Origin of the sequence: Longimicrobium sp. (assembly GCA_036387335.1) — a bacterium.
GTDB lineage: Bacteria > Gemmatimonadota > Gemmatimonadetes > Longimicrobiales > Longimicrobiaceae > Longimicrobium.
The window spans coordinates 44755-56548 of sequence record DASVTZ010000029.1 but is presented as its reverse complement, the minus strand read 5'-3'; the positions used below and the strand labels follow the sequence as shown (position 1 = coordinate 56548).

The 11794-nt window shown below is 71.4% G+C and carries 11 protein-coding genes; 7 read left to right on the top strand and 4 right to left on the bottom strand.

What is annotated here, in order from left to right:
- Together VF647_02805 and nth are read left to right on the top strand one after the other, a co-directional pair.
- Positions 1-1252, top strand: a 1252-nt coding sequence (locus tag VF647_02805) for a PHP domain-containing protein (GenBank protein HEX8450996.1), incomplete at its 5' end; no start/stop codon positions are given.
- Positions 1221-1901: an endonuclease III gene (gene nth / locus VF647_02800; GenBank protein HEX8450995.1), complete on the top strand. Its 681-nt coding sequence runs from the start codon at positions 1221-1223 to the stop codon at positions 1899-1901. The genes VF647_02805 and nth, both read left to right, overlap by 32 nt.
- Before the next feature lie 362 nt (positions 1902-2263).
- On the opposite strand, the gene VF647_02795 is transcribed toward nth, so the two are convergent.
- Positions 2264-2545, bottom strand: coding sequence for a hypothetical protein (locus VF647_02795; GenBank protein HEX8450994.1), 282 nt, complete (start codon positions 2543-2545; stop codon positions 2264-2266).
- Positions 2546-2559: 14 nt separating this feature from the next.
- Positions 2560-3111, bottom strand: coding sequence for a hypothetical protein (locus tag VF647_02790; protein HEX8450993.1), 552 nt, complete (start codon positions 3109-3111; stop codon positions 2560-2562).
- Positions 3112-3277: 166 nt separating this feature from the next.
- Between VF647_02790 and asnS the strand changes: the two genes are divergently transcribed.
- From asnS to VF647_02770, 4 genes are all read left to right on the top strand, one after another.
- Positions 3278-4678 carry an asparagine--tRNA ligase gene (asnS, locus tag VF647_02785; GenBank protein HEX8450992.1) on the top strand — a complete coding sequence of 467 codons (1401 nt, stop codon included), beginning with the start codon at positions 3278-3280 and terminating at the stop codon, positions 4676-4678.
- 119 nt (positions 4679-4797) lie between these two features.
- Positions 4798-6726, top strand: a complete 1929-nt coding sequence (locus tag VF647_02780; GenBank protein HEX8450991.1) for a carboxypeptidase regulatory-like domain-containing protein — start codon at positions 4798-4800, stop codon at positions 6724-6726.
- A gap of 129 nt (positions 6727-6855) precedes the next feature.
- Complete coding sequence (locus tag VF647_02775) at positions 6856-7425, top strand: HD domain-containing protein (GenBank protein HEX8450990.1); 570 nt, start codon at positions 6856-6858, stop codon at positions 7423-7425.
- A 25-nt stretch (positions 7426-7450) separates the two neighbouring features.
- On the top strand, positions 7451-7975 hold the full coding sequence (locus VF647_02770) for a hypothetical protein (GenBank protein HEX8450989.1): 525 nt from the start codon (positions 7451-7453) through the stop codon (positions 7973-7975).
- Between the two features lie 35 nt (positions 7976-8010).
- Here VF647_02770 and VF647_02765 read toward each other — a convergent pair whose 3' ends face one another.
- Positions 8011-8238: a hypothetical protein gene (locus tag VF647_02765; protein HEX8450988.1), complete on the bottom strand. Its 228-nt coding sequence runs from the start codon at positions 8236-8238 to the stop codon at positions 8011-8013.
- Positions 8239-8370: 132 nt separating this feature from the next.
- Here VF647_02765 and VF647_02760 point away from each other — a divergent pair, with 132 nt between their 5' ends.
- Positions 8371-8856 carry an MOSC domain-containing protein gene (locus VF647_02760; protein HEX8450987.1) on the top strand — a complete coding sequence of 162 codons (486 nt, stop codon included), beginning with the start codon at positions 8371-8373 and terminating at the stop codon, positions 8854-8856.
- Between the two features lie 355 nt (positions 8857-9211).
- Here the strand turns inward: VF647_02760 and VF647_02755 are convergent, their stop codons facing one another.
- Entirely contained in the window at positions 9212-11785 is a 2574-nt protein-coding gene (locus VF647_02755; GenBank protein HEX8450986.1) for a hypothetical protein, read from the bottom strand.
- Positions 11786-11794: the final 9 nt, after the last annotated feature.

The following is an 11794-nucleotide window of genomic DNA, read 5'->3' as shown; positions in this document are numbered from 1 at the left end:
CGTGCACGCGCTGGACGTGGCGGCGCGGCTGGTGGCGCACGTCCGCACCCTCCCCGGCGTCTCCGCCGCCGAGCTCGCCGGCCCGCTGCGGCGGCGGATGGAGGTCGTCTCCTCCATCGACCTCGTCGCCGCCACGGACCGCGCGGAGGATACCCTGGCCGCCTTTCGCACGCTCGGCGAGCACACGGCGGGCGGCGGGGATCGAAAGGGACGCGCCGAGGTGCGCTTCAGCGACGGATTCGCGGCGAGCCTCGCCTGCGTCCCCGCCGACCGCTTCGGCGCGGCGCTGGCGGTGTGGACGGGGAGCGAGGCGCACGTGGCGGAGCTGGCGGGGCGCGCACGGGAGCGTGGCCTGACACTGGGCCCGGACGGACTCGGCGGCGTCGCCACGCCCACGGAAGAGGCGCTGTACGAGGCGCTGGGGCTCGCCTGGATCCCGCCCGAGCTGCGTGAGGGGTGGGGCGAGGTGGAGGCTGCCGCGGCCGGGACGCTGCCACGGCTCGTGGAGCTGGCCGACCTGCGCGGCACCTTTCACTGCCACACCACCTACTCGGACGGCCGGGCGACGCTCGCCGAGATGGCGGAGGGGGCCCGCGCGCGCGGCTGGCACTACCTGGGGATCGCGGACCACAGCCAGCTCGCCTCGTACGCCGGCGGGCTTACCCCAGCCGCCGTGAAGAAGCAGAACCGCGAGATCGACGCATGGAACCGCGACGTGGGGAAGGGGAGCTTCCGCATCTTCAAAGGCACCGAGGCGGACATCCTGGCCGACGGCACGCTCGACTTTCCCGACGCGACGCTGGCGAGCTTCGACTACGTGGTGGGCTCCATCCACAGCGCCTTCCAGCAGAGCGAGCGCGCGCAGACGGACCGGCTGATCCGTGCCGTCCAGAACCCGCGCCTCACCATCCTGGGGCACGCCACCGGGCGGCTCCTCCTGGGCCGGAGCGGGTATCCGGTGGACGTGCGCGCGGTGATCGACGCCGCGGCCGAGAACGGCGTGGCGGTGGAGATCAACGCCGATCCGCGCCGGCTGGACGTCGACTGGCGCCACGCGCGCTACGCGGCCGAGCGCGGCGTCCTCGTCCCCATCAACCCGGACGCGCACTCGGTGGCGGGGCTGGACAACGTGGCGTGGGGCGTCAACGTCGCGCGCAAGGCGTGGCTCCCCGCGCGGGGCGTCCTGAACACGTGGGAACTCAAAGAGGTGGAAGACTACTTTGCCCAGAGAAAGCAAGCGCGCAAAACGTGAGCGCACGCTGGCGATCATCGAGCGGCTCAAGGGGATGTACCCCGACAGCAAGTGCTCGCTGACCCACGAGAACCCGCTCCAGCTCCTGGTCGCCACCGTCCTCTCCGCGCAGACGACGGACGCGGCGGTGAACCGTGCCACGCCGGCGCTCTTTGCCCGCTACCGCACCGCCGCCGACTTCGCCGCCGCGTCGCAGGAGGAGATGGAGCGCTACGTGGCCACGCTCGGCTTCTTTCGCAACAAGGCGCGCTCCGTGATCGGCCTCGGCCGCGCGCTCGTGGAGCGCCACGGCGGCGAGGTGCCGGTCGACATGGAGGCCCTCACGCAGCTCCCGGGCGTCGGTCGCAAGACGGCCAACGTGCTGCTGGGCGTGGGCTTCGGGATCGCGGAGGGCGTCGTGGTGGACACGCACGTCAAGCGCATCGCCTACCGCTGGGGCCTGACGCGCGAGGAGGACCCTGAGAAGATCGAGCAGGACCTGATGCCCCTCGTGCCCCCGGAGGAGCGCGTGCTCTTTACGCACCTGACCATCGACCACGGCCGCGCCATCTGCACCGCCCGCCGCCCCTACTGCGAGCGCTGCGCGCTGGCCGAGCTGTGCCCCACAGCCCCGGCGGTGTACCGGAACCTGGGACCGCCGGGCGAGTGAACTCGCTGCAACAACAGCACAAAGTCCGCCTTCGCGGACTCGCGGGCGAGATCCCGACCCTCCACCACCCTGTAGGGCGCGATTCATCGCGCCCGTGCCCGCCGCCGCCCCGTCGCCCGTCGATACACCGATTCTCCGTAGGGGCAGACCCACGTGTCTGCCCATCCTTTCCGCCACCCCAAATACCGCCGCGCACACCGATCTCGTAGGGGCCGCCCCATGTGGCTGCCCGTGCCCGACCATTCGCCGTAACCCGCGTTTCGCACCGAATTCGTCCCACAAACCCGCCATTCGTGGCGGATCCGCACCGGGGCGAATGAATTCGCGGCTGGAACCACGCGAAGTCCGCCTGCGCGGACTCGTTACGCGGGCATCGTGTCGTCGCCCGAATCCTCCTGATCGCGTGATTCTTCCGCCGCTGGCCGCGTGTACTTCCGCTCCATGTACTCGCGCCACCCGGGCTGCTCCATCTCGATGAACGGCCCCAGCAGCCCGCGCTCCTCCAAAAACGCGCGCTCGTCAGGATCGCGCGGCGGGCGGGTCATGCCGACCGGGTTGGTGCGCGCACGGAATGCGGCGGTCGCCTCGCGGCTGCGCGCCCACATTTGGCGGAACTCGGACAGATCGATGTCGTCGATGTTCATCGCATTCCTTCGCGTCAGCGGTAGTGCTCGCGCCACAGAGCCTCAAGGGTTTCCGGCTCCGCCACCGCGCCCGATGCGGCGAAGCGGAGAAGGAGGTCGTAGGTGTCTTCCGCACCTTCCTTGCGCAGGTACGCGCGCATCAGAGCGTCGTCGATGGTGCCGCCGAACGTGAGCATCATGTTGATCGCCTGAACCGCGTAACCGGCGTACTTCCACCAGCGGAAGCCGATGATGCGATCCGCCAGCACGTACTCCCTGCGGATCACGCGCAACGTGAAAGGCCCGACTTCGAACGAGTCAGCGACCTCTCCGAAGTAACTGCCCGGCACCTCCACGTACAGGTCGTCCAGCACCCAATGGCGGCCTTGCCTGCGCATCCCGAGCGCGGTGAGGGTCGCATTGATCTCGTCGCGGGTGCGGCCCTCCACCACGAGGTCGATATCAGTGGTCGCATACGCGAGAGGCGCGTAGAACTCTATCGCCGCGCCGCCGACGAGCGTCGCACGCATCCCGGCGCGCTTCAGGGCCGTCGCGATCACGGCGGCGGCGAGGACGATGCGCTCCACGTGCTCGCGGTCGGAGTGCCACGCGTCGTGCAGCGCTTGCGCCAGCTCGGAGTCAGTCATCCAGGGTGGCCGAAGGGATCGTGCAGGATCGCGCCGGAATGAGTAAGTTGGCAGCGATGCTTCACGCCGTCCAGACAAACCAGCGTCCGACCACATTCTGAGACCGATGCAACGCACCTCGATCGCCGAACTGCTCGCGGGCAAGGTGGAGCCCGGCACCGCCGTACTCGTGCAGGGATGGATCCGCACCCGGCGCGATTCCAAGGCCGGGATCTCGTTCCTCAACGTGCACGACGGGTCGTGCTTCGCACCCATCCAGGTGGTGGCGGGCGGCGACCTGCCCAACTACGCCGGCGAGGTGACGCGCCTGACCGCCGGGTGCTCCGTGAGCGTGCGCGGCGAGCTCGTGGCCACGCCCGGACGCCCGCAGCCGGTGGAGGTCCGCGCGGCGAGCGTAGAAGTGCTTGGGTGGGTGGAGGATCCGGAGACGTACCCGATCCAGCCCAAGGCGCACTCCATGGAGTTCCTGCGCACGGTGGCGCACCTCCGCCCGCGCACCAACACATTCGGCGCGGTGGCGCGCGTGCGGCACACGCTGTCCATGGCCGTGCACCGCTTCTTCGACCGCAACGGCTTCTTCTGGGTCCACACGCCCATCATCACCACCAGCGACGCGGAGGGGGCGGGGGAGATGTTCCGCGTCTCCACGCTGGACCTGGCGAACCCGCCGCGCACGACGGACGGCGGGGTGGACTTCTCGCACGACTTCTTCGGACGCTCGGCGTCGCTCACGGTGAGCGGGCAGCTGAACGTGGAGGCGTACTGCGAGGCGCTCACCAAGGTGTACACCTTTGGCCCGACGTTCCGCGCGGAGAACTCCAACACCAGCCGCCACTTGGCCGAGTTCTGGATGATCGAGCCGGAGATCGCCTTCGCGGACCTGAGCGACGACGCGGACCTCGCCGAGGCGCTCCTCAAGTCGATCTTCACCGACCTGCTGAACGAGCGGCAGGACGACATGGCGTTCTTTGTGGACCGCATCGACAAGGATGCCCTCGGGCGGGTGGAGCGCTTCGTGGAGAGCTCGTTCGAGCGGATGGACTACACGGAGGCCGTGCGCCGCCTGGAGGAGTCGAAAAAGAAGTTCGAGTTCCCGGTGAAGTGGGGCGTGGACCTGCAGAGCGAGCACGAGCGCTACCTGACCGAGGAGCTGGTGAAGCGCCCGGTGGTGGTGATGAACTATCCCAGGGAGATCAAGTCGTTCTACATGCGCGAGAACGACGACGGCCGCACCGTGGCCGCCATGGACGTGCTGGCGCCCGGCATCGGCGAGATCATCGGCGGGTCGCAGCGCGAGGAGCGGCTGGACGTGCTGGACCGGCGCATGGACGAGCTGGGGCTGCCCAAGGAATCGTACTGGTGGTACCGCGACCTGCGCCGCTACGGCACGGTGCCGCACGCGGGGTTCGGGCTCGGCTTCGAGCGGCTGGTGCTTTACGCGACCGGGCTCGGCAACATCCGTGACGTGATTCCGTATCCGCGGACGCCGGGCAGCGCCGACTTCTAAGGAACTGGCCTTACACAGAGACACAGAGGGGTACTGAAAGAGGAGGAGGGGTTCTCTGCGGCTTGTTGTTCCCCTCCGTTTTCTCTGTGTGATGGTTTTCCCGCAGCACCGGAGCCCGCATGCGCATCGTCCTCGCAGTGATCGCCACTCTCGCAGCGAGCCCGGTGGCCGCGCAGCAGGTGCGGGGAGTGCTGGTGGATGCGGCCGGGAAGCCGGTCTCCGGCGCCTTCATCAGCCTGCGCGGCGAGGGTGGCGAGGTGGTGGCGCGTGCGCTGACGGGCGCGGACGGGCGCTTCAGCGTGCAGGGCAGGACGGCGGGGAGCTACCGCGTGCGCGCGGAGCGGATCGGGTTCGGGGCGACGAACTCGCTTGCGTTAGCGCTGGCGGCGGGCGAGTCGCGCGAGCTGCGGCTGGTGAGCGCCGGCGCGCCGGTGGCTCTGGAGGCGGTGGTGGCGCAGGGCCGCTCGCGCTGCGACGTGCGCCGCGCGGACGGCCGTGCCGCGGCGCTGCTGTGGGAGGAGGCGCGCAAGGCGATCGACGCCACCACGTGGACGTCGGGCGCCATGCGCTTCGGGTTTACCGAGTACGTGCGCGACATCGAGGCGGAGACGGAGCGCATCACCACCGAGACGTCGCAGCGGCTCAGCTTCAGCGGGCGCTCGGTGTGGCGGAGCCGTGACGCCGCGGAGCTCACTCGCCTGGGATACCGCGAGGTGCGCGGCGACGGGATTTACTTCTTCGCGCCTGACGCCGCGCTCCTCCTCTCGGACGAGTTCCAGGATACGCACTGCTTCGGCGTGCAGCGGGGCGAAGGACCGACCGCGGGGCTCGTGGGGCTCACTTTCGAGCCATCGCGCCGCCGCGAGGTAACCGACGTGAGCGGCGTGCTCTGGCTGGACCCCGCGACTTCGGAGCTTCGCCACCTCGACTTCCGCTTCACCGGCCTCCCGCGCGAAGAGGAGCACGAGGGGGTGGGCGGGCGCGTGGAGTTCGCGCGGCTGGCGGGCGGTGCCTGGATCGTCCGCCGCTGGCGCCTGCGGATGCCGCAACTGGTCGCGAAGACCTGGAACACCACGGCGTGGCGCGGCAGCAACGTGGTGCTCAAGGCGCTCCGCGAGACCGGCGGCTACGTGCAGGATGTGTCGACGGCGGCCGGCGAGCGGGTGTTCGCGGCCGAATCCGGGACGCTGGAAGGGGTGGTGGTGGACGCGGTGACGGCGGCTCCGCTCCCCGGTGCCCGCGTCGCGCTGGTGGGGACCGACCGGACGGCGATGACCGATGGCGAGGGCCGCTTCCGCATCGCCGGGCTCGGCGAGGGGCGCTACTCCGTCACCTTCACCCATCCGCGCACCGACTCGCTCCGCTACCGCGTGCCGGCCACGGACGTGGCGGTGCGGACCGGCGCGGCCGCGAGCGTACGCCTCCTCTCGCCCTCGCTCGCCACCGTGATCGCCGCGGGGTGCGACTCGCTGGCCGCCGGCGCGGGCGTGCTCGCCGGTGCTGTGCGGAACAGCGGCAGCCGGGTCCCGATTCCGGACGCGGCCGTCACGGTGTGGTGGAACGGCCCCGCCGGGCCGGTGCGCGGCGAGGTGCGGACGGACTCGGAGGGGAACTACCGGTTCTGCGCCGCGCCGGTGGGGGTGCCGATCACCGCGCGCGCCACGGTGCACGGCGAGCACGGCGACCCCGTCACCCTCACGCTGGTCGGCACCGCGCCCGTGCTGCGCGACCTGGCCGTGACCGTGTTCTCGCAGACCGTGCACGTGGAGGGCGTGACGCTGCAGGCGACCGGCTCGCCCCCCGTCGCGGTGCACGGCCAGGTTCTGGACGCGGCCAGCGGCGATCCGGTTGAGGGAGTGACGGTGCGCGTGGAGGGCGCCGCCCCGCGGACCACCAACCGCCGTGGTATGTTCGTCACCGGCCGCGTGACGCAGGGCACCCACCGGGTGGAGATCGAGCATCCGCGGTACGGCATGCAGACGCGCTGGATCGCGGTCGGCGGGGGCGAGGTGTACGTGACCTTTGAGATGGCGCGCCCGGCGCCCTGAACGGCGCAGAGCTGAGTGCTGAACTGCAGTGCGTGAGTGCGTTAGTGCGTGAGTGCGCTATTGATCCAGGACTTAGGACTTAGGACTTCTTTCCCAGAACTCTGACCCATCTTCCACACCCCCGATCCGATGCCGCTTCCCGCCCGCGATGAAGCCCTGGCGCTGATGCACGAGTACGTGCAGAGCGAGAGCCTGCGCCGCCACATGTACTCGGTGGAGGCGGCGTGCCGCGCCTACGCCCGCCGCTTCGGCGAGGACGAGGAGCTGTTCGGGCTCACCGGCCTCCTGCACGACTTCGACTACGAGCGCTTCCCGGACCAGCACCCGCTCCCCGGCACCGAGATCCTGCGCGAGCGCGGCTACCCGGACGAGATGATCCACGCCGTCCTCGCGCATTACGCGCCGCGCACCGGCGTGCAGCCCGAGTCCGTCCTGGACCGCACCCTGTACGCCTGCGACGAGATCACCGGCCTGGTGACCGCCGCCGCCCTGGTGCGTCCCTCGAAGTCGGTGATGGACCTGGAGGCGAAGTCGGTGCTCAAGAAGATGAAGGACAAGGGCTTCGCCGCCGGCGTGGACCGCGAGGACGTGCGCCACGCGGCCGAGCTGCTCGGCGTGGAGCTCTCCGACCACGTCGCCTTCGTGATCGAGGCGATGCGTGGTGTGGCGCCCGAGCTGGGGCTGGCGGGGACCGAGTAGGCGCCCGCGATCTCCCCGCACGATCATGAGCCGCCCCGGTCCTCCTCGCGACGTTCGGCTGCTGGCCGCGTGCTCTCACCTGGGGCTTCACGCCTGGCTGGCGCTCGGCCGCTTGATGGAGTGGGGGGCCGAGATTTACGACACTCCCGGCGCGCAGTCCGTGTACGAGTGGAGCACCGCAATGCGCGTGTCGCTCGCGGTCGTGTCATTCTTTGGTCCGCCGGCGGCGGCGCTGTGGGCGGCTCGCACCTCCCGGTGGCGCGGCTTTCTCGCCTCGCACGGGTTTCGCGCGCTCGCCGCCAACTCAGCCGGTGGGCTCGCGATGATGATCATGGCGGGCCAAAGGTGGGACGAGATGATTCCCGAGATAATCGTGGTGGCGTTCGGATCGTTACTGGTCTCTGCCACTGTGGCGTGGTTAGTCCTGCCCGTCGGCGCCGCGTTCCGAGCCAAGGATGGGGAGCTGGCGTGGTACCCGTTCGTGAACCGGCTGCTCCCGGATCCGCCCGAACAGGGCCGGCGCACCCCGCTGCTGCCTGGGTCGCCGTGAGCGGAACCGCTGAGCCCGACTCTTCAGGCCCGGCGCTATGCAGCGGATCGGGCTCGTTCCTTGATGATCGCCGCCAGAGCGCGCAACGCGTGGTTTACGGCGGCAGCATCCGGAAATACCGCGGCCACATCTGGATCCAGCGGCACGAGGTTCGTGCCCTCGGCGTAACGCGCCGCGTACTTTCCCCGCACGCCCTCGTGCAGTTGCTCGGGAGTGAAGTCGTACTCCGCCCGCAGATCGTCAGCGTCTGATCGACCGTTCATAGCTTCTCCGTTCGCGTGAAGTCATGGGCCTCGCGCTGATCGGCAACAATCTATCGAGCTCCGCACGTGTCGCCAACGAGCTTTGCGCAGGGGTGGTATGACCGGGTACCGTGTCCGAACACTCAGGAGATCGTGATCGCGAACGTAGAGGCCATCTTTCTGGCGACTGCGCGCGGCGAGCCCCGCACCCCCGTCGAATCCGCGACGGCGGTGGCGGGGCAGGGGCTGCTGGGCGACCGCTACCTGGGCGCGCCACCCACCCGCTACGCCGCCGTCTGCGAGGTCACGCTGGTGGAGGCGGAGGCGGTGGAGGGTGTGCGCGCCACCGGCCGCGACTTCTCCGCGGCCGACACGCGGCGCAACATCGTTACGCGCGGGGTGGATCTGAACGCGCTCGTCGGGCAGATGTTCCGGATCGGGAACGTCGTTCTGCGCGGCGTGGAGCGCTGCGATCCGTGCCGCCGCCTCCAGCGCTTCACCTACCGCGGCGTCATGCGCGACCTCGCCGACCGCGGCGGCCTGCGCGCGACGATCGTCGAGGGCGGCGAGATCCGGGTGGGGGATGCGGTGGGGCCCCACCCCCAGCGTCGCTCGGCGACGCATCCCCCTCCCCCATAACTGCCTGGGGGAGGGGGAGTTCGCGTGCATCCGCACGATGCCCCGTAGGGGCGCGATTCATCGCGCCCGTGCCCCGCGCGGCTCCGCCACCCGCCCACCGTACACCAAAAAAACCGTAGGGGCGGACCTGCGTGTCCGCCCTCCTCTGCGCGCCCCGATCTCCGCGCCCGGCGACGTCTCTACCGCGAAGCGCATCGGTCGGTGTGACGGCGCCGGGCATAGACGCGCGGGCGAGGGCGGGCAGACACGTCGGTCTGCCCCTACGACGCATTCGTGTAAATGGCGGGCGGCGGTGCGCGGTCGGGCACGGGCGCGATAAATCGCGCCCCTACGGATGCGGTGCGGGGTGTTAACCCTATGGTCCCCGCACAAGCCGGATCGTCGGGATCTCCACCAGGGGGTCGGTGCCGGAGGAGGGGACGGTGAAGGTGACGGTGGCGGGGGCGGCGCGGGCGCCGAGCGCGCGAAGCGAGGACTCCGAGACGCGCGCCTGGTACTGGCCCGGACGGATGCGGCCGATGTAGAAGCTGCCGTCGCTGAAGGTCAGGACGCGCTGTGACACCGCCCCGTCCGCGCCCAATATCTCCACCGTGATGCCGCTCGCGGTGGCGACGCCGCGCTCGGGGACCAGCGCGCCCGCCAGCTCGCGCGTGGGCGCCAGGGCGAGGTCCACGCGCGTGAACAGGTGCGGCGAGGGGCGCAGGAGCACGATGTCGCGCACCGGCACCCACGACGGATCGTTGAGGCCGATCGTGTCGACGCGCACGCTGGCGATCTCGTACGGGAGCACGGACCAGGTGGCGTAGCGGCCGGCGGCATCCGTCTTCACCAGCGCGCCGCCCACGAAGACGCGCGCGTCCGGCACCGGCTCGTCACCCGGATCGAGGGCGCCGTTGCCGTCGAGGTCGTGGAAGACGACGCCGTGCAGCCCCGACTGACCCATTCCGCCGTAGGGGAGGGGAGCGATGCCCGCGCCGCCGGAGAAGGCCAGCGCGCCGCTGATCGTGGTGCCGCCCGTCAGCTGCCCGCCCTGCGAACCCAGCCTTGCCTGCGCGCGCCCGTAGCCGAAGCGCAGCGACGTGCCGATCACCAGCGAGGGCGACGAGATGCGCGCATCCCAGTGGCCCACCGCGTTGAGGACCAGGGAACGCACCTGTGCGTAGACGCCCAGCTCGCCGCGCTGCAACCCGCCCGCTCCGGCGCCCGCCTCCGCGGTGATCAGCGTGCCGCTGGGAAGGCGGCTGCTGAGGGCGTGCAGCGGAAAGGTGCCGCGCAGCGAGCCGACGTCCGACGTGCCCAGGACGGGCGACGCGACGTGCTCCACGGCGGCCTCCAGGATCACGCCGCGCAGCGTGCCCAGCACCGCTCCGCGCGCGTGGTCCAGACCGGTGCCACTGCCGCCCTCCACGCGGCCCGTGACCCCGATGCGTCGCCCGGCGCGCGGCGTCCTGATCCCCGCGGTGGCGTCCACGTTCCAGCGGGTGCCGGTCCCCGGAACGGGCGCGGCGCCGCCCGGACCCGCCAGCGAGCGCCCGTCCAGCTCGGGAAAGGTGATGCCGCCGCTCAGCGTGCCGGACACGGGGCCGCTGCCGAAGTTCTGCAGTGCACCCTGCACGAACGCGCCCGCCATCGCCTCCACCTGCGCGGCCCACGCGGAGCCGCCCGCCAGGCTGGCGCCCCCGTACGGCCGCACACGCGACTCGTCGCCGGCCAGCGCATCGGCGCCGGCGAAGAGGGTGAGGGCGCGGGAAAGGCCGTGGCGAACGTCCACGTATCCCATCTGGCGGCAGTCGGGGTCGCGCACGCAGGCGCCGCCCCCCACCGCGTACTGCCAGCGCCCGGCCGGGAGCTGCGTCACGGGGACGAGGTACACCAGCTCGGACTCAACCTGCTCGCCGGCCGGGCCGTACAGCCGCACCCGCACCGGCGTGCTGCCGTAGCCCAGCGGGATGGAGACGGGCCCCCGCTCGGCGCCGTGCGAGAAGCCCAGGAGGCGGCCGTCCTGGTAGACCTCGTAGTCCCACCCCGCGGGGAGCGACGGGTCGTACTGCACGGAGCCGAAAAGCGGATCGCGGATGAAGGGCGCGTTGGTGAGGGTGACGCCGCGCACGGCCCGCACGCGCAGGTTCTCCGTCGCCACGTCGCCCAACTGCACCTGCCGGAGCCAGCGGTTGAGCGGAAAGACGCGGCGGAAGCGCGCCGTGGGATCGGTGCGCACGGGCAGGCCGCCGCCGGGGTTGGAGACGGAGGCACCCACCTGCAGCATCCCGCCGTACACGCCCAGCCCCACCACCGCCGACCCGGCGTCCGGCACGCCGAGGTCGGGGGTGGAGGTCGACACGCCCCACTCCAGCACCGCGCCGCCGGTGCGCGGCCGGAACGGGACGGAGCGCGGGTCCACGGCGGGCCCGTCGCGCCCCTGCCCGCTCTCGAACTGGCGCCGCGCCTCCGCCTCGCCGCGCTCCTGTGCCGGAAAGGGAACGGCGCGGGTGAAGCGCACGGTCAGCTCCGCCGCGTCCGTGGCCGCCTCGGCCTCCAGGAGCTGCGCGGCGCGCGCGACGGTGGCGTAGACGTCGCTCGCCCACACCAGCGCGTCGCCGGGGGCGAGGGTCACGCGCGTGGCGGCCGTCAGCGTGCCGGCGCGCACGTCCAGCACCGCCTGCCCGGCCCCGCGCGGCCGCGAGACGACGGCGAGCCCGCTGTCCGGCACCACGCGAAAGGGCGCGCCCGACAGCTCCAGCAGGGGCCGGAGCGGAACGAGGACGGCCCCGCGCTCATCGAGGAGCACGGGGACGCTGAGTGGGTTCAGGGTGCCGACGCGGAGGTCGTAGATCCCCTGCTCGTAGCCGGGCGGTGTTTCCTGCGCGGCGAGAGGGGCGCCCGCGACGAGCACGGCAAGGGCGCAGAGCAGCGCGCGGATGGCGCTCACGGAGCGGGA